15 protein-coding genes are annotated in these 17620 nt (G+C 66.0%); 11 read left to right on the top strand and 4 right to left on the bottom strand.

Annotation, left to right across the window (positions count from 1 at the left end; all coding sequences use genetic code 11):
• Positions 1-78: 78 nt before the first annotated feature.
• The 4 genes from AC6UUM_RS07820 to AC6UUM_RS07805 all read left to right on the top strand — a co-directional run bounded on the left by AC6UUM_RS07820 (position 79) and on the right by AC6UUM_RS07805 (position 5290).
• A complete protein-coding gene (locus AC6UUM_RS07820) occupies positions 79-573 on the top strand; it encodes a DUF4402 domain-containing protein (RefSeq protein ID WP_500804763.1) in 495 nt (164 codons plus the stop codon).
• Between the two features lie 105 nt (positions 574-678).
• Positions 679-1494: a fimbrial biogenesis chaperone gene (locus tag AC6UUM_RS07815; protein WP_500804762.1), complete on the top strand. Its 816-nt coding sequence runs from the start codon at positions 679-681 to the stop codon at positions 1492-1494.
• A 3-nt stretch (positions 1495-1497) separates the two neighbouring features.
• Positions 1498-4083, top strand: a complete 2586-nt coding sequence (locus AC6UUM_RS07810; protein WP_500804761.1) for an MSCRAMM family protein — start codon at positions 1498-1500, stop codon at positions 4081-4083.
• Between the two features lie 169 nt (positions 4084-4252).
• Entirely contained in the window at positions 4253-5290 is a 1038-nt protein-coding gene (locus AC6UUM_RS07805) for a Rieske 2Fe-2S domain-containing protein (protein ID WP_500804760.1), read from the top strand.
• Here the strand turns inward: AC6UUM_RS07805 and pobA are convergent.
• Complete coding sequence (pobA, locus tag AC6UUM_RS07800; RefSeq protein ID WP_500804759.1) at positions 5287-6456, bottom strand: 4-hydroxybenzoate 3-monooxygenase; 1170 nt, start codon at positions 6454-6456, stop codon at positions 5287-5289. The genes AC6UUM_RS07805 and pobA overlap by 4 nt on opposite strands.
• Entirely contained in the window at positions 6456-6917 is a 462-nt protein-coding gene (locus AC6UUM_RS07795; protein WP_500804758.1) for a MarR family winged helix-turn-helix transcriptional regulator, read from the bottom strand. Before AC6UUM_RS07795 ends, pobA begins: the two co-directional genes overlap by 1 nt.
• A 100-nt stretch (positions 6918-7017) precedes the next feature.
• Between AC6UUM_RS07795 and AC6UUM_RS07790 the strand changes: the two genes are divergently transcribed.
• Genes AC6UUM_RS07790 through AC6UUM_RS07775 form a run of 4 tightly spaced genes read left to right on the top strand, consistent with a single transcriptional unit; the run spans position 7018 to position 11859 of the window.
• Positions 7018-7551, top strand: a complete 534-nt coding sequence (locus AC6UUM_RS07790) for a DUF3237 domain-containing protein (RefSeq protein WP_500804757.1) — start codon at positions 7018-7020, stop codon at positions 7549-7551.
• A gap of 28 nt (positions 7552-7579) precedes the next feature.
• A complete protein-coding gene (locus AC6UUM_RS07785; protein WP_500804756.1) occupies positions 7580-8416 on the top strand; it encodes a p-hydroxycinnamoyl CoA hydratase/lyase in 837 nt (278 codons plus the stop codon).
• A gap of 7 nt (positions 8417-8423) precedes the next feature.
• Positions 8424-10553, top strand: coding sequence for an acetate--CoA ligase family protein (locus AC6UUM_RS07780; protein WP_500804755.1), 2130 nt, complete (start codon positions 8424-8426; stop codon positions 10551-10553).
• Complete coding sequence (locus AC6UUM_RS07775) at positions 10543-11859, top strand: MFS transporter (RefSeq protein WP_500804754.1); 1317 nt, start codon at positions 10543-10545, stop codon at positions 11857-11859. Before AC6UUM_RS07780 ends, AC6UUM_RS07775 begins: the two co-directional genes overlap by 11 nt.
• Before the next feature lie 49 nt (positions 11860-11908).
• On the opposite strand, the gene AC6UUM_RS07770 is transcribed toward AC6UUM_RS07775, so the two are convergent.
• Together AC6UUM_RS07770 and AC6UUM_RS07765 are read right to left on the bottom strand one after the other, a co-directional pair.
• Complete coding sequence (locus AC6UUM_RS07770; RefSeq protein ID WP_500804753.1) at positions 11909-12703, bottom strand: type I phosphomannose isomerase catalytic subunit; 795 nt, start codon at positions 12701-12703, stop codon at positions 11909-11911.
• Positions 12704-12720: 17 nt separating this feature from the next.
• Positions 12721-12996: an ROK family protein gene (locus tag AC6UUM_RS07765; protein ID WP_500804752.1), complete on the bottom strand. Its 276-nt coding sequence runs from the start codon at positions 12994-12996 to the stop codon at positions 12721-12723.
• A gap of 289 nt (positions 12997-13285) precedes the next feature.
• Here AC6UUM_RS07765 and AC6UUM_RS07760 point away from each other — a divergent pair, with 289 nt between their 5' ends.
• The 3 genes from AC6UUM_RS07760 (at position 13286) to AC6UUM_RS07750 (ending at position 17597) form a co-directional block, all read left to right on the top strand.
• Positions 13286-14230 (top strand): LysR substrate-binding domain-containing protein, encoded by a 945-nt coding sequence (locus tag AC6UUM_RS07760; RefSeq protein WP_500804751.1) that lies wholly within the window; start codon positions 13286-13288, stop codon positions 14228-14230.
• Between the two features lie 80 nt (positions 14231-14310).
• Positions 14311-16623 carry a TonB-dependent receptor gene (locus AC6UUM_RS07755; RefSeq protein WP_500804750.1) on the top strand — a complete coding sequence of 771 codons (2313 nt, stop codon included), beginning with the start codon at positions 14311-14313 and terminating at the stop codon, positions 16621-16623.
• Positions 16623-17597 carry an MBL fold metallo-hydrolase gene (locus AC6UUM_RS07750; RefSeq protein ID WP_500804749.1) on the top strand — a complete coding sequence of 325 codons (975 nt, stop codon included), beginning with the start codon at positions 16623-16625 and terminating at the stop codon, positions 17595-17597. Before AC6UUM_RS07755 ends, AC6UUM_RS07750 begins: the two co-directional genes overlap by 1 nt.
• The last annotated feature ends 23 nt before the right edge of the window (positions 17598-17620 follow it).

Raw genomic sequence — 17620 nt, 5'->3', positions numbered from 1 at the left:
TTACCGCGGCATTAACGCTCTCAGCCGGCGCAAACAGGCGCTTCGGCGATAACCCACTGTCACGAAAGGACTAAACACATGAATACCAAGTTCCTCGCCAGCGCCGCTGCGCTGATCGCCGTTGCCTTCTCGGGCGCCGCCACTGCCGCCACCGCCGATGCCGGCGCCGGCGCCAAGATCATCGCGCCGCTGGAAATCAGCCGCACCGCCGATCTGTATTTCGGCACGATCGCCCCGTCGACCACCGTTGCCGACATCGTCGTCGTCACCACCGATGGCGCCCGCAAGTGCGGCCCGGCGCTGACCTGCCTGACCGACGACCAGACCGCTGCTGCCTTCGCCGTGACCGGTGAAGCCGATGCCTTCTACACGATCTCGCTGCCGGAAGAGATCAAGATCGTGAACGAAAAGGGCACCGCCATGCGCGTGTTCAAGTTCGACGGTTCCAAGTCCAAGGGTCAGCTGCTGAAGGGTGAAGACAGCTTCACGGTTGGCGGCGTGCTCGACGTCGGCGTGCGCCAGGAAGCCGGCCGCTACAAGGGCAGCTTCACCGTCGCTGTCGAATATCAGTAATAAGCTCCGTGGCAGGGGGGAAGGGCGCGCGAGATCGCTACTCGCGCCCCCGACCCCCCTATCCACCTTCCAGACCAACCCCTGCCATCCGAAGGTCTGTTCCCCATGAAACTCCGTTTGCTTGCTGCGCTGCTCTGCGCGCTGTCACCGGCTGTGCCTTGTGCCGCCGAACTGCTGGTGGCCCCCACCCGCATCCTGCTTTCCCCCGCCAGCCGCAGTGCCGAACTGGTGCTGGTCAACAAGGGCGCCGAAGCCGCCGCCTTCCGCCTCGCCATCGAAAACCGCCGCATGCGCCCCGATGGCAGCCTGGAAGCCGCCGCCACGCCGGCACCCGATGAAAAATTCGCCGACGACAAATTGCGCTTCTCGCCGCGCCAGCTCACGCTGGAACCCGGCGCGCGTCAGGTCGTGCGGGTCATGGCCGATATTGCGCCGGATCTGGCGCCCGGCGAATATCGCAGCCATTTGCGGCTGATGTCGGCGCCGGTCAGTGCAGGCCGCAGCCTGCCGTCCGCCGCGCCCACCGACAACAGCCTGTCGATCGAACTCATTGCCATCCGATCATTGACCGTGCCGGTCATCCTGCGCGTCGGCAAGCTCGATGCGGCGGTCAGCGTCGATACCGCTGCGCTGGAAGGCCCGGCGCAAAGCGATCTGGTCGTCAAGCTGGCCCGCACCGGCACGCGATCGACCTATGGCGACATCAGCCTGACCGTCGATGGCGAGAAGGAACCGGCCTGGCTGGTGCGCGGCGTCGCCATCTACACGCCCAATCTGGCGCGGGACGTCGTGCTGCCGCTGCCCGCCAACGTGAAGGCACGGCTGGCCGGCAAGCGCGTGCGCATCGCTTATGTCTCCACCGATGCCGCCGAACCAACGCTGGCCGGTACGGTGCTCGCCAGCCTCACCGCCAAACTGTGATCCATGGCCAGCCATCACCTGCCGACCGGCCGGTGCTGGCTGGCCCTGCTGCTTGCCTTTTTGTTCCTGGCAAGCCCGGCCTGCGCTGCGGATGATCCGCCCGGCTTGTTCGATCAAATATTCGGCACCGATCCGGCCGCCCCGAAAACCGGCAAGGCCAGCGATGGCCTGATCCTGCCGTCGCTGATGGTGGGCGGCAAGCGCGTCGCCGAAACCTTGCCGATGCGCGATCTGGGCCCGGGCGGCGGGCAATGCCTGGCGTTCGCCGCCTTCCTTGATGCGCTGGAACTGGCGCACGACGATGGTGCCGATGGCAGCATCACCGTCACCCTGCCGCAACCGCAACGCCGCATCACCATCCCGGCCAGCGCCCTGCTGCCCGGCGCCGGCGGCGCCTGCCTCGCCATGGCGGACCTGCCGCGTCACCTGCCGATGCGACTGGTGTTCGACACCGTCACCCAAGCCCTGACGCTGACCACCGACACCGCGCTGCCGGTGCTGATGCGGCTGGAACGCGCCGAGCGCCAGGCGCGCCTGCATCCCGAAACGGCGCGGGCCGAATTTCCGCTGCTGCCCAAGCCGCGTGCGCCGTTTGCCCTGTGGAGCGCCGATGTCGCGCTGGCCCTGCAGGGCCAGTCCGGCACCGGTGATGCCAATGCCAATGTGTTGGCCAGCGGTGCGCTGTTCGGCCTTGCCGCCCGCGCCGGCCTGGCGGTCGCCAATCGCGGCGTGCCGTCGTTCGGCCTCACCCTGTCCGAAGCGCGCGACACCCCCGATCTGTTGGGGCCACTGCACGCGCGTAGCCTGCAACTCGGCGACGTCGCCAGCCCGGCCCAGCCGCTGATCGCGCAGAGCCTGTCCGGGCGCGGTCTCGTCATCTCGTCGCGCCCCGGCTGGCGCGCCGATCTGGTCGATGAAGTCACCCTGTCGGGGCCGTTGCCGCCCGGCTGGGAAGCCGAACTGTGGAACGAAGGCCGGCTCGTCGCCGTCACGAAGCAAGCTGATGCCAGCGGCAATTTCCGCTTTGCCGGCGTGCCGCTGCGGCTTGGCGACAATGTCTGGCAGGTGCGGCTGTTCGGCCCGCATGGGGAGGTCACCACCCAGGATTTCAATCGTCTGATCGGCACCGAAATGAATGCCGAGAATGAGATCGACTATGCCATCGGCTTCGTCGATGGCGGCACGCCGCTGATCGCCGGCCAGACGACAGCGCTGCCCACCGGCATGGCCGGCTTTGCCACCATCGGCTGGGGGGTCAGCCGGGCGCTGACCGCCCGGCTCGATGTGCGCGCCACGGCCAGCGACAGCCCGGCCGTGGCGCTGGGCTTGAATGGCACGCTGGCCGGCGGGCTGTTTGCCGCCACGCTGGCGCGCGATGCCAGCGGCGCGCCGGCCGGCGCTGCCCGGCTGGCCCGGCGCTTCGGCAGCACCGATCTGATTCTCGATCTGGCCAGCCACGGCCGCGCCATCGGCCCGTCGCTGCCTGCCTTGTCGCGGCAGTTTTCCAGCCTGGCCGCGCTCAAGGCGCGCGGCCAGCTCGCCCTCGGCCGCTTCAGCCTGCCCTGGCAGATTGGTGTGCAATCGGGGGAATTGCGGGCCGGCGGCACGGCCAGCGATCTGGCCGCCCGCCTTGCGGTGCCGATGGGCCGCTGGCAAGCATCAGCCGCGCTGGGGCTCAGCCAGCGCGCCGGCACCATGCAGGGCACAGCCACCGTCGCCGCCAGCGCCAGCCTGGGCCGCTGGCGGCTGCGCGCTGGCATCGATGCTGCCAAGGCCGCCAGCTGGCAGCTCGCCGGCACCACCCTCAGCGCCACGCGCAGCAGCAGCCGCGGCAGCATCGCCGTTGATGTCGATTGGCAAGCCTCCAGCGGCCGCATCGGCGCCGGGCTCAGCTTCAATCGCCGGATCGGGCCCTTCAATCTGTCGGCCAGCGCCGGGCAAGGCGCTTCGGGCTGGCGCGCCGGGCTGGGGCTCAGCGTCGGGCTGTTCAACGCGGGCCACCGGTGGCAGACGGCTTCCACCGGCCTCGCCCGGTCCGGCGCCGTGCTGGCCGACATGTTCATGGATGATGATGGCAATGGCCGTCGCGATCCTGGCGAAGCGGCCGTGGCCGGGGGCCGCGTCATCGTTGACAACGCCCTGCGTGCCGATGCCACCGGCAGCGATGGCCGGCTGCTGATCGGTGGCCTGATGCCCGGCCCGGCGCTCGATATCGAAACCCAGCTGTCCTCCCTGCCCGATTTCGCCCTGCGCCCGGCCGTGCCCGGCAATCGCCTCGCGCTGCGACCCGGCGAAGTGCGCCCGCTGGCCATCCCCATCCACCCCACCGGCAGCATCGAAGCCCGCGTGCAGCTCGCCGCCGGCGATGCCCGCACGCCGTTGGCCGGCATCACCATCACCCTGCGCGATGCCCAAGGCCGCGAAGCCGCCCGCGCGCTCACCGATTTCGATGGTTATGTCTTGTTCGAAGGCCTGGCGTTCGGCACCTGGACGGTGGCCGCCGGCGATCATGTCTCGGCCGGACTGTCGCTGTCCCGCACCGAGCGGGACCGCCAAACCAGCATCCTGATTCCGCCACAGGGGGGTTGATCTGCCGGCGGCAAAGCGCAATCCTGTCACCGAAGATGAACATCACCGGAACCATCCCATTCGCCCTGCGACGGTTCGCGCCGTTTGCGGCCTTGTCTCGCCGTGTTGTCGGGAGCCATTGTCCGATGCATGGTTCCCGGCCCTTGCCCGCAGCCGTGACGCCTGACCTGTGACCAGCTGGCTGCGCAACGCCTGGTATGTCGCGGCGTGGGATGCCGAAGTCGATGGGGCGCCGCTGGCACGCACCATCTGTGGTGTGCCGCTGGTGCTGTATCGCCGGCTGAACCGCCAGGTGGTGGCGCTGCGCGACGCCTGCCCGCATCGGCTGCTGCCGCTGTCGCTGGGCCTGCGGGAAGGCGATTCCATCCGCTGCCGCTATCATGGCCTGAAGATCGGCCCCGACGGCACGGCCGAGGAAATGCCGCTGGCCCATGAAACGGTGAATCGCAGCATCTGCGTGGAAAGCTATGTCGTGCACGAACGGCACCGCTTCGTCTGGGTGTGGATCGGTGATCGCGCCAAGGCCGATCCGGCGCTGATTCCAGACCTGTGGCCCTGTTCGCATCCCGATTGGGTGTTTGACGGCGGGCATAGCCACATTGCCAGCGATTATCGGCTGATGATCGACAATCTGATGGACCTCACCCACGAAACCCATGTCCATGCCGGCTCCATCGGTCAGCCGGAAATCATGGCGGCGCCGCTGCACTGCCGGGTGGACGGCGACGAGGTATATTTGTCACGCTGGATGCCGGGCATCGTGCCGCCACCGTTCTGGTCCGGTGCCTTGAAACAGGATGGACCCGTCGATCGCTGGCAGATCTGCCGGTTCATGCTGCCGGCGGCGGTGATGATCGATGTCGGTGTGGCACCGGTGGGCGCCGGCGCCACGCTGGAGACACATGACCAAGGGGTACGCGGCATGGTGGTGGATTTCATGACCCCCGAAACCGCAACCAGCCATCATTATTTCTGGGGCATGGCCCGCAGCTTCGATATCGACGACGCCGGCTTCACCGCCCGTTTCAAACGCCAGCAAGCCGGGGTGTTCGCCGAAGATCGCGCCATCCTGGAAGCCCAGCAGGCCTCCATCATCGCCAACCCCGATCTCAAGCTGCGCGCCTACAGCATCGATCAGGGCGGCGTGCGCGCCCGGCAGATCATCGAGCGCGCGATTGCGGCCGAGGCCCTGAAGGAAGCCAGTTAAACTGGAAGCCCGACATAGTTTTCGGCAATCGTCATCTGCGCGGCGCGGCTGCCGGCGATATAGTCCAGCTCTGCCACCTGCATGGCGCGATCGAAGCTGTTGTCTTCGGGGAAGCGGTGCAGCAGCCGGGTGAGTGACCAACTGAAGCGCTCGCTTTTCCAGACCCGGGCGAGCGCCCGCGGCGCGTAGGCTGCGATGGCATCGGCGTCGCCGCGGGCAAACCAGGCGGTGAGCGCTTCGGCGGCATAGTGGACGTCGCTCGCCGCCAGGTTCAGCCCTTTGGCGCCGGTGGGCGGCACGATATGGGCCGCATCCCCGCACAGCAGCAGGCGCCCGTAGCGCATCGGTTCGAACACGAACGATCGCAGCGGCGCGATGGATTTTTCGATGGGGGGGCCGCGCGTGATGCCTGCGGCTGCCTGTGGCCCCAATCGGATCGCAAGTTCGTCCCACAGGCGATCGTCCGGCCAATCCGCCAGCGGCGTGCCGGTGGGGACATCGATGTAGTAGCGACTGCGCGTGGGGCTGCGCAGCGAGGCCAGCGCAAAGCCGCGCGCGTGGTTGGCATAGATCAATTCGTGATGGCAGGGCGGCACATCCGCCAATATGCCCAGCCAGCCAAAGGGATAGACGCGTTCGTGGCTGCGGCCCGCGCTCGCGGGAATGGCCCGGCGCGAGACCCCATGAAAACCGTCACAGCCGACAATGAAATCGGCATCGATGCGCAGCACCGCATCGTCATGCCGGCAGGTCAGCCACGGCGCGTCGCCCGCCAGGTCGTGCAGGACCACATCATCGGCCTGCCACCGCACATCAAGGCCGCGCGTGGTGGCGGCCTGCACCAGATCGCGCTGCAGCTCGGTCTGGCCATAGACGGTGACGCGTTTGCCGGTCAGGCCGGCCACATCGATCCGGATCAGCCGCTCCCCGTCCGCCAGGCAGAAACCATCTTCCACCAGGCCTTCAGCCCGAAGGCGTGCGTCAAGTCCCAGCCGCGCCATGATGTCCACCGTGACTTGTTCAAGCACACCAGCGCGGATGCGCGATTGCACATGATCCGGCGATTGCCGTTCCAGCACCACCACGCCGATGCCGGCCATGTGCAGCAGATGCGCCAGCATCAATCCGGCCGGGCCGGCGCCAATGATGGCAACCAGGGTGCGCATCAGGCGGCCTGCGTGCCGATGACGGACGACTCGCCGATGCGTTCCAGCTGCACCAGTGTCGCCAGCAGATCGGTCAGGCGGCCCGACGTCATTGCACCGGCCAGCCTCGCCTCATTGGCGTCCAATGCCGCGGCCGTCGCCTGAGCCGCATCGAGTCCGCCCTCTGTCAGGCGCAGCGCCATGGATCGGCCATCGATCGCCGCCCGGTCGATCCAGCCGCGCGCCGCGAGATCGGCAATGATCGGGGTCATGTTGGCGCGCTTCATGCCCAGCTCCACGCACAGGTCGCTCTGGCGGCAGCCCGGATTGGCATCGATCAACAGCAGGATGGTCGCCGGCGTCAGGTGCAGGCCAAGGTGGGCAATGGATGTGGCGGCCCCGGCCATCACCTGAACCGAAGCCCGGCGCAGGCGATAACCGATGTGGCCGGCCACTGGGTTGGTCAATCTCGCGTCGCTCATCCTCGCTCGCCCGCTTCTGCCTGCAATTTTGCGCCTTGCGCATTCTGGCTTGCGGATTATGTTATCAGACATAACAATTATGTCTACAGGTATCGTGTCCATGGCTTCCACCCGTCGCTTGGTTCTGGCCGGCATTGCCGGCATGGCTGTGCTGCAGTCCAGTCGCCTGCTCGCACAAGCCGCGCCGGTGTTGCGCCATGCCTTCACCGTGATGGTCAAAGTCTCGGCGCCGGTGGAACTCGGGCGCATCGATGGGGCGCAGCGGCGGTTTGTGCCGATCATCGGTGGCAGCGTGGCCGGGCCACGGCTGCAGGGCGAGGTGCTGCCCGGCGGCGGCGACTGGCAGGATATTCAGCCGGGCGGGCTGACCGAGGTAACCGCGCGCTATTTCCTGAAGGCCAGCGACGGCACGGTGATCGGGGTGGAGAATATCGGCGTGCGGGTGGCCAGCGAAGCCGTGACGGCCGATCTGGCCCGCGGCGTGTCCGTAGATCCAGGCGCCTATTATTTCCGCACCACGCCGCGCTTCGATGTGGCGCCCGGGCCGCACGAATGGCTGCGCCGCGCGCTGTTCGTGGCGCGCGGCATCCGCCGTCCCGAATTGGTGCAAATCGACATCTTCAGCGTTGAATGAACCCGCCAACCCAAAAGGGGCAACCAGCATGACCGACCGCAGCGAAACCGAGACTGTCGCCTTTGACGTCGCCGATGGCATTGCCTGGGTGCGCTTCAACCGCCCGGAAAAGCGCAACTGCATGTCGCCGAAACTCAACCGACGGATGATGCAGGTGCTCGATGAACTGGAGCATCGTGACGATGTCGGCGTGCTGGTGTTGTCGGGCGAAGGCACTGCCTGGTCGGCCGGCATGGACCTTAAGGAATATTTCCGCGAAACCGAGGCGCAGGGCCTGGGGGCCACTCGCGCCGTGCAGCGCGAGGCCTATGGCTGGTGGCGGCGTCTGCGCTGGTACCAGAAGCCCACCATCGCCATGGTCAATGGCTGGTGCTTTGGCGGCGGCTACGGGCCGTTGTTCGGCTGCGATCTGGCCTTTGCGGCCGAGGAGGCCAGCTTCGGCCTGTCGGAAATCAATTGGGGAATCCTGCCAGGCGGCGGCGCATCCAAGGTGATCACTGAACTGACCGGTTTTCGCCGCGCCATGTACCACGCGATGATGGGCGAGAATGTCGATGGCCGCACCGCCGCCGAATGGGGCCTGGTCAACGAAGCCGTGCCGCTGGACGGGTTGAAGGCCCGCGTCGAACAGGTGGCCAAGGTGCTGCTGCAGAAAAATCCGGTGGCGTTGAAGGCGACCAAGGATGCCATCCGCCGGGTGCGCGAGATGACCTACGATAACGCCGAGGATTATCTGATCCGTGCCCAGGAAGCGGCGAATTTCTTCGACAATGATGGGCGCAAGGCCGGCATCCACCAGTTCATCGACGAAAAAAGCTTCAAACCGGGCCTTGGCGCCTACGACAAGTCACGGCCGCAGGGCTGATCACGCCATGCGCGAACCGCACCGCGCCGGGCTTGACCGGCTGCTCAGGCCCGAATCGGTTGCCATCGTCGGCGCCTCGGCCACGCCCGGCGCGCTGGGGGCGTCGGTGCTGGCCAATCTGGATCGCAACGGCTTTGCCGGCACGGTCCACCTGATCAATCCGAACCGCAGCGCGATTGCCGGTCGGCCGTGCCTGCCGGACATTGCCGCCTTGCCGCTGGATGTCGATGTCGCGGTGCTGGCGATCCCGCGGGCCGGGGTGGTGCCGGGAATCGCGGCGCTGGCGCAGCGGCGCTGCGGCGCGGCGATCATCTTCAGCGCCGGCTTTGCCGAAGCCGGCCCGGAGGGCCAGGCCGAACAGCAGGAGATCGCCCGCCTGTCGGCCGCGGCCGGCATGGTGGTGATCGGCCCCAACTGCCTGGGCCTCGTCAACCATCAGGCGCGCATCCCGTTGACCTTTGTCGAAACGCTGGTGCCAGCACCGGGCCACGGAGCCGGCATTGGCATCGTCTCGCAATCCGGCGCCATGGCGGCGGTGCTGGGCAGCATCTTCATGGCCCGCGCCATGCATCTCACCCTGTCCATTTCAACCGGCAACGAAGCCGTGACCGGCGTGGAGGATTATGTCGAATATCTGGTGGCCGATCCGGCCACGCGGGTGATCGCCATGATCGTCGAACAATTCCGCCAGCCGCAGCGCTTTCTGGCCGCTGCCCGCGCCGCGCGCCTGGCCGGCAAATTGATCGTGCTGCTGCATCCCGGCGAATCCCAGGCGGCGCGCGACAGCGCCGCCACCCACACCGGCGCCATGGCCGGTGATCATGCGCTGATGCAGGTGATGGTGCGCCAGGCCGGGGTCGTGATCGCGCACACGCTGGAAGAATTGGGCGACATTGCCGAAATCGCCTCGCGCTGCCCGGCGCTGCCGTCCGGCGGCACGGCGGTATTGGGCGAATCGGGTGCGTTCAAGGCGTTGACCCTCGATCTGTGCAATGGCTTGGGGCTGCCACTGCCGGCCATCACCGACAGCGATGCGTCGGCTGTGCGGGCCGCCCTGCCCGCCTTTGCCGGGGTCAGCAATCCGCTCGACATCACCGCGCAAGGGTTGGTCGAACCGGCGATCTACGCGCGCCTGCTGCACGCGCTGCACGATGATGATCGCTTCGGCTGCATCGTGGTGGGGATCATCCAGACCGATGCGGCGACCACCGCCATCAAATTGCCGCCGATCCTGCAGGCGATCGCCGCGCTCGGCCCCAAAAAGCCCATCGTCTATGCCGGACTGGATGAAGCCACCGGCCTCGGCGACGCGCACCGCGCGGCGCTGCGGGCCGCCGGCGTGCCGGTGTTCCCCGGCACCGAACGCGCCTTTAGCGCGCTCGCCCGCCTGCACCATGCCGTCGCTGCCGCGACCGACAGCCGCAGTCCCGAACCCATCAGCATCGACCTGCCGGCCAAGGGCGGCCTGCTGGCGGAATATCAGGCCAAGGCCCTGCTGGCGCCGATCGGCCTGCCCTTCCCCGATGGCGGCCTCGCCCGCAGCGTGGCCGATGCGATCAGCATTGCGGACCGTGTCGGCTATCCGGTGGCCATCAAGGCGCAGGCCGCGCAGTTGCCGCACAAGAGCGATGCCGGCGGCGTGATCCTGGGCGTGCCCGACGCCGCCAGCCTGCACGCCGCCTGGGATCGGCTGCACGCCAATATCGCCGCTCATGATCCGGCCTTGGGCCTGGATGGCGTGCTGGTGGAGGCCATGGGGGCCAAGGGCCTCGAATTGATCGTCGGCGCCCGCCGCGATGCCGATTGGGGGCCGGTGGTGCTGATCGGCATCGGCGGGGTGACCGCGGAAATACTGCACGATGTCTGCCTGATCACGCCCGACATGCCGGCCGCAAACGTGGCGGACGAACTCGCCAAGTTGCGCGGCGCGGCGCTGCTGTCGGGCTTTCGCGGCAGCCCCGCGCTCGATATCGCCGCTGTGGCGCAATTGGCGCTGCGCCTGCACGATGTGATGGCGGGCACACCGGCCTTGCGCGAACTTGATCTCAATCCGGTGGTGGTGCACCCTGAATGGCGCGGGCTGGTTGCGCTCGATGCGCTCATCCTGGCAGGCCCGGTCCAATCCCATGCAAAATGATCCAGCCCGGATCATCGATGAAGGCGCGATGTCGGCCCGGCAATGGCTGGTGGTGGCCAGCATGGTGGCACTCAATGCCCTTGATGGCTTTGATGTCATGTCGATCAGCTTTGCCTCGCCCGGCATTGCGGCGGAATGGGGCCTGGAGCGCGCCGCGCTTGGCCTGGTGCTGTCGATGGAATTGGTCGGCATGGCGATCGGCTCATTGGCGCTGGGCGGCATGGCCGACCGATTTGGCCGTCGCACCACCATCATCACCTGCCTGATGTTGATGACCGTCGGGATGGTGGGCGCGGCAACGGCCAGCAGCATCCCGACCCTGTCAGCCTGGCGGGTGCTGACCGGGCTTGGCATCGGCGGCATGCTGGCCGCCACCAACGCCGCCGTGGCCGAAGCCGCCAGCGCCAAACGCCGCGCGCTGGCCGTGGTGCTGATGGCGGGCGGCTATCCGGTCGGCACCATCATCGGCGGGCTTGCCGCCACGCAGTTGCTGCAGGCCTTCGATTGGCGATCCGTATTCGTTTTCGGCGCCTGCTGGTCGGCGGCGATGATCCCCATGGTGCTGTGGCTCGCGCCCGAATCGGTCGCCTTTCTGGCCACGCGCCAGCCGACGAACGCGTTGCCGCGCATCAACCGCGTGCTGGAACAGTTCGGCCACCAGCCGGTAACGCATCTGGTGGCGCCCAGTATCGCATCGCCCCGATCAGGCGCACTGGCCGCGTTCAAGCCGCTGTTCGCACCGGCGCTATCGACCACCACGATCGCGCTGACCATCGCCTATCTGGCGCATATCATGACCTTTTATTTCATCCTGAAATGGATCCCCAAGATTGTGGTGGACATGGGCTATCCGCCCGCCAGCGCGGCCGGGGTGCTGGTGTGGGCCAGCATCGGCGGTGCGTCTGGCTCCTTGTTGCTCGGGCTGCTCACCAGCCGGCTGCCGCTGTTCGGGCTGACCATCGGCGCGATGGTGCTGTCGTGCCTGCTGGTGGTGGTGTTTGGATCGCAACAGGCAGATCTCGGGCAATTGTCGCTGGTGGCGGCAATGGCGGGGTTTGCCACCAATGCCGGTGTGGTCGGGCTTTACGCGTTGATCGCCCAATGTTTTCCTACCTTGCTGCGCGGCACGGCGACGGGCCTGGTCATCGGGATCGGCCGCGGCGGTTCGGCCCTGGCCCCGGCGCTGGCCGGCTGGCTGTTCGCGGTTGGCCTTGGTCTGCAACAGGTCGCGATGCTGATGGCGACGGGCTCCGCGATTGCCGCCATCGCCCTGTTCGGCCTCGCGCGCCGCCGCAAGACGAGCTGAGTCGCGCGCCAGACCTGAACAACATGGGCCGGCAAGCGCCGGCTTGCCGTCAGGCTGTTGCCGCCAGGAAGGTGAAATCGACGCTGGCAGTGGCTGTGATATTGCCGGCGCCATACACCACATCGCCGACGCCGGCGGTCAGCGTCGGCGTGTCGATCGTGCCGGTCAGGGGGACGAGCCACATCCGGCCGGCAGGGAGAGACTGAAATCCACTGCCGCGGCCATGATGGATCGTGAAATGGGCGCAGGCCATGACCTGCGACAAGCGGCTGTTCGGATCGAGACGGCCCCTGAACCGGCCGGGATGCGGCTCGGCGCGGCTGACGCGGATGCCTTCATCAAGATGCAGTTCGCGAGGACGGCCATAATCATACAGCCGGTAGGTGACATCGTGATTCTGCTGAATTTCGACGAGGGTAACCCCGGCGCCAATCGCATGCACCGTGCCTGGTGGAATATGAAACCAGTCGCCCGGCATCACGTCGATCCAGTCCATCAGTTGTTCGATCTCGCCCGAAAGGGCGGCGGCACGCAGTTGCTCCGCAGACAGGTGATCACGCGTGCCGATGCCCAGCTTGGCCCCCGGCGCGGCCTCGGTGATGAACCAGCATTCCTCCTTGCCGCCGGTCAGCCCGGTCGCGGCGGCCTGCTGATCGTCGGGATGGACCTGGATGGATAAACTTTCGGAGGTGAACAGCCATTTGACGAGCAGCGGCAGCGCCTCCCCGGCCGCATCGAACCAGATTTCGCCAATGCGCCCCGTGCCCGCGTTGAAACGGTCCGGCACATCATCCCGGCCCCAAGGCTTGGCAACAATCTGGCGATCCAGCTTGAAGAACGTCATGCCTAGTTCACAGCAGGTTATGACGCGCAGAGCAAGGCCCCAATGATCCCGGCATCCTTGCCCAGTTTCGGGGCGCAAATATAATCAAGCTGCAAGCTGCCGTGCGTTGCATAGCCGCCCAGCCTGCTGACCATCTCCGCTTGGGTTGCCCCAACAAGGCCAGGGGCTCGCCCAACAGCACCGCCCAGATCAATCCGCTGCGGCGAAAGCAGCAGAACCACCTGCGCCCATAATTGCCCCAGATAAGCCGCGATCAGCCGCTGTTCCGGCCCGCCGGCCGAGCACGCGCTCAAGGTCTTGCCAACACGCGCAGTCGTTCCCGAAGATCCGCATCACCCAACCGCGTCGAGCAATAGCGCACGCTCTTTCGGTCACCCGCAGCATCGAGACGTCGGGATTGTCAAGCATGACGGGGTTCCACGTTTGGGAGGCCAGCGACCGTCGGTTCGCGCCAGGGAACGGTTGATCAACCCTCTATGCCCTTGGCGGCGTGACTGCTATAGCGAATGATGCAGTTGTAATTTTGCTGGGTGATGCAAGAAAATCGTTTTAAGCAATTGCCATTGCGATGAGGGCGGAACATTGCGGTTCAAGGGATTAGACCTAAACCTGATTTTCGCTTTGCAAGTACTGCTCGATGAATTGAGCGTTTCTGGCGCCGCAGAGCGGATGAATGTTTCGCAGCCCGCCATGAGTGCGGCACTGGCGCGGCTGCGCGTATATTTCAAGGATGAACTCTTGATCCAGGTCGGACGGCGGATGCTGCCCACCTCATTTGCCGAATCGCTGCGGCCGATGGTTGAGGAGCTGATCCAGCATGCCGATATGCTGATTGCCTCTGGCATCGCCTTCGATCCGGCCACGACCGGCCGCCGCTTCCGACTTTCCGCGTCGGATTACACGATGACCGTGCTGATCGGCCCGCTGCTGCAGCATCTGTCGGCGGTGGCGCCAGGTGTGTGTCTCGACATTGTTCCAACCGGTCCGCAAGTGCCTGTCCTGCTTGAAAAGGGCGATATCGATGTCGCGATCGATCCGGAACAATATGTGCAGCCCCAACATCCAGCGCAGCTGTTGTGGGAAGACGAGCATGTTGTCGTCGGCTGGCACGGCAATGCCGCCATGGCGGAGCCGATCTCGCGGGCCCGGCTGTTCGAGCTGGGCCAGGTCGTTGTCCGTTTCGGCGCGCTGCCAAATGTCAGTTTCGCGGAACGGCACCTGTCGGCGATTGTCTCCCAACAACGCATCGAAATCACCACGCCCAGCTTTTCGAGCGTGCCGCGAATGCTGGTGGGCACCGCGCGCATCGCCGTTCTGCAAAAGCGGCTTGCAGAGGCATTCATGAACGCGCTGCCGATCCGGGCCTGGCCGCTGCCTGTGCAAATCCCAAAGCTCAGGATGATGGTGCAATATCACTCGGTTCGGGCTGGGGATCCGGCCATTGCATGGCTGGTTCAGCAGATGCAGGTCGTTGCCGCTGCGCCACTTCCATTTGATTCTTTTATATCACACAATCAAATCAATTGATTTTTGAATAGGTACATTGTCTGCGATTTAGTCCCCAACGCGCCAGACCAGACAAGGTTGGCCATGCAATGGGGGGAAAGATGCAAAAATTCTTGCTGCTGGCTGCGGGTTCCGCTGTCGTCATGGGGATCGCCGCGCCGACACTGGCACAATCTGCACCGGGCGCCGTTGCCGCCGACGATCAGGGTATCGCTGAAATCATCGTCACGGCGCAGCGCCGCGAAGAAAGCCTGCAGAAAGCGGCCGTTGCCGTCACCGCGATCAGTGGTGACCAGTTGATCAACGCCGGCGTCACCAACGTGGCTGACATGCAAAGGCTGGTGCCGGCCCTCAGGGTTGTGCCGACCGGCGGTACCACCAGCTTCTTCCTGCGCGGCGTTGGTACCAATTCGCAGAACAGCTTCTCCGAAAATGCCGTCGCGTTCAATTTCAACGGCGTTTATCAGGCCCGCCCGGCCGGCCTGGGCGGCGTGTTCTATGATCTTGAGCGCGTCGAAGTGGTGAAGGGTCCGCAGGGCACGCTTTATGGCCGGAATGCCACCGGCGGCGCGATCAACGTGGTCGCACGCAAGCCCCAGCTTGGCGTGGTCAGTGGCAACGTGATGGCTGAAATTGCCGACTATGATGGCCGCAATGCCCAGGCCGCGCTGAATGTGCCGCTGGGCAGCATTGCCGCGGTGCGCGTGGCCGGCCAGATCATCCGCCACGACGGCTATCTGTCCGACGGTTATGATGACGAGGATGGCAAGGCGGCCCGCGCATCGCTGTTGATCAAGCCGTCCGACAAGATCTCGCTGCTGATCGTGGGCGATTATTTCAAGCAGGGCGGCCGCGGCGCCGGCAGCGTGCTGTTGCCAACCGCGCAATATGCTACGCCGCCGCTGGCCGACCGCATCGGCCTTGCCAGTCCGGGCGCCATCGACGCCATCCGCGCCTTTGCGGCGACGCGGCCGGCACCGCCGTTCTGCGGCGGCTTTGGTGGTCTGGTGACCAGCGGCTGCGTCGACGTGGCTCAGAACACCGGTTATCTGAACAACGAGCTTTATGGCATCACCGGCATCCTTGATGTCGATCTCGGCTTTGCCACGCTGACCGTGCAGCCGGCCTTGCGCCAGTCGGACGTCGATTATGTCACCTGGTTGCCAGGTTTCAGGGGTCAGATCCAGGAAGACGCCGGCCAGTTCACACTGGAAGCGCGGCTGTCTTCCAACGGCGACGGCCCGCTATCCTATGTGTTGGGCGCCTATTACTTCTATGAGGATCTGGTTTCGACCAACTTCTTCCGCCAGGGCGACCTTTCCACGACGCGCTTCACGCCAACCGTCACCACCAAAAGCTATGCCGCGTTCGGCCAGTTGACCTATGCGATCAGCGACAGCGTGCGCGCCGTGCTGGGCGGACGCTATACCAAGGAAAGCAAGGACCAGTTGACCGCAAGCGTGTCCGGTGGCCGTCCCGGCCCGGTCAATCCCGCGCTGGGTGCACCGTTTGCCGGCGCGCTTGATTTCAACCGCTTCACCTGGAAGGCGGGCTTTGAATGGGACGCCGGCCCGGCGTCGCTGGCCTATGCCAATGTCGCGACCGGCTTCAAATCGGGCGGCTTCTTCGTGGCGGCACCGCCGGCCAACGTCTATCGACCGGAATTCCTGACCGCCTACACGTTGGGCGTCAAAAACCGCTTTTTCGACAACAAGCTGCAGGTGAATGCCGAGGCCTTCTATTGGGATTATACCGATCAGCAGATCACCTTCGTTGGCGGCGTGCTGACCGGCAACGGCATTTTTGCGCAAGGATCGCGCACCGAAAATGCCGGCAAGTCGCGCATGTATGGCTTCGAGGTGGAAACGCTGTTCCGACCGTCGGCCAACGATCGGCTGAACCTGACCGTGCAGTTTCTGAACAGCAAGTATCGCAGCCTGCAAACCGCCAACTTCTCGGGCACCGGCGCGCCGGTCGCCACCGGCTGCACCACGCTCGGCAGCCGGCTGGCCAACCCGTCGGTGGCTGGCAACACCGCCCGTTTCTTCGATCTCGACTGCTCGGGCAGGCCGGCCGTCAATGCACCGCGCTGGTCGATCAACGCCGGCTATGAGCATGGCTTCGACGTTTCGAGCGATGTCCGGCTGCTGCTGGGTGCCCGCACCACAATCGAGAGCAGCCGCTTCCTCAACGCCAACTACCGGCCAGAGGAGCGCCAGGGCTCCTACATGATGTCCGATCTGTATCTGACAGCAGAGTTCATGAACGGCGCCCTTTATACCACGCTGTTCGTCAACAATGTCGAAGATGTCGAAATTCTGCAGCGTGCCGGCACCCGGCCGGTGCTCGACATGCCGGTGGGCAAGCTGGCGCCGCCGCGCATCATCGGCGTGCGTGTGGGCTATAATTTCTGATGCGCTGCCGCGCCCACCCCGCGCTGATGGCCGCCGCGCTGCTGGCGGGCCTGCCTGCCGCGGCGGCGCAATGCCCGGCGCCGGCGCAGGGTCTTATCACGCTGGGCACGATGGGCGGGCCGGTGCCGGATGACAGCCGGTCACAACCGGCAAACGCGCTGGTGAATCAAGGCAAGGTCTATCTGGTCGATACTGGTGATGGCACGGTGGGCCAGCTCGCCAGGGCCGGCATCGCGCTGCCGCGGGTCGAGGCGGTGTTTCTCAGCCATCTTCACCCTGATCACACCGCGGGCCTGAATGCAGTGCTGGCGTTGCGCAACCAGACCGAAGTGCGGAACCGACTGACCGTCTATGGCCCGCCGGGCACAAATGCACTGGTCGCCGGCATCATCACGTCGATGCAGCCGGCTGCCCGGGCGGGATATGGTGTTCCCGGCCAGCACTGGGCGCCGCCCGCCGACGGCGTACAGGTGGTGGAACTGGTTGGCGGTGCAGACGTGATGATCGGCACCATGCGGGTTCGCGCCGCCCAGAACAGCCATTATGATTTTGTGCCGGACAGTGAAGAGGATGGCGCGTTCAAATCACTGTCGTTGCGGTTCGATCTGCCGTCGCGGTCCATCTTCTATACCGGCGACACCGGGCCAAGCCCGGCCGTCGAGCGCCTGGCCGCCGGTGCCGATCTGTTGCTGGCCGAAATGATCGACATCGATGCGACTCTGGCGCGGGTGGCCCGCAATGCACCCGACATGCCGGCCGCGACAAAGGACGCGATGACCCGGCACCTGACCACGCACCACCTCACCCCGGCCGATGTCGGGGCGATGGCAGCGCGGTCTGGCGTCAAGTCGCTGGTGGTCACGCATTTTGCCGGCGGCACGGCCGGGCCGGACCGGCTGGCAACGCTGCTGGCGGCGGTGCGCGCGCAATACAAGGGGCCGGTGACGCTGGCCAACGACCTCGACTGTTTTTGACCATCGGCCTTCGCACGGGACAA

The sequence above is a fragment of the Sandarakinorhabdus sp. genome (genome assembly GCF_987265915.1).
The sequence above is the reverse complement of the archived record's forward strand: the minus strand, read 5'-3'. Positions and strand labels throughout refer to the sequence as shown.

Coding starts and splice junctions, on each gene's coding strand:
- AC6UUM_RS07820 (WP_500804763.1), top strand. CDS start 79: ATGAATACCAAGTTCCTCGCCAGCGCCGCTGCGCTGATCGCCGTTGCC.
- AC6UUM_RS07815 (WP_500804762.1), top strand. CDS start 679: ATGAAACTCCGTTTGCTTGCTGCGCTGCTCTGCGCGCTGTCACCGGCT.
- AC6UUM_RS07810 (WP_500804761.1), top strand. CDS start 1,498: ATGGCCAGCCATCACCTGCCGACCGGCCGGTGCTGGCTGGCCCTGCTG.
- pobA (WP_500804759.1), bottom strand. CDS start 6,456: ATGCGCACCCTGGTTGCCATCATTGGCGCCGGCCCGGCCGGATTGATG.
- AC6UUM_RS07795 (WP_500804758.1), bottom strand. CDS start 6,917: ATGAGCGACGCGAGATTGACCAACCCAGTGGCCGGCCACATCGGTTAT.
- AC6UUM_RS07790 (WP_500804757.1), top strand. CDS start 7,018: ATGGCTTCCACCCGTCGCTTGGTTCTGGCCGGCATTGCCGGCATGGCT.
- AC6UUM_RS07785 (WP_500804756.1), top strand. CDS start 7,580: ATGACCGACCGCAGCGAAACCGAGACTGTCGCCTTTGACGTCGCCGAT.
- AC6UUM_RS07780 (WP_500804755.1), top strand. CDS start 8,424: ATGCGCGAACCGCACCGCGCCGGGCTTGACCGGCTGCTCAGGCCCGAA.
- AC6UUM_RS07775 (WP_500804754.1), top strand. CDS start 10,543: ATGCAAAATGATCCAGCCCGGATCATCGATGAAGGCGCGATGTCGGCC.
- AC6UUM_RS07770 (WP_500804753.1), bottom strand. CDS start 12,703: ATGACGTTCTTCAAGCTGGATCGCCAGATTGTTGCCAAGCCTTGGGGC.
- AC6UUM_RS07755 (WP_500804750.1), top strand. CDS start 14,311: ATGCAAAAATTCTTGCTGCTGGCTGCGGGTTCCGCTGTCGTCATGGGG.
- AC6UUM_RS07750 (WP_500804749.1), top strand. CDS start 16,623: ATGCGCTGCCGCGCCCACCCCGCGCTGATGGCCGCCGCGCTGCTGGCG.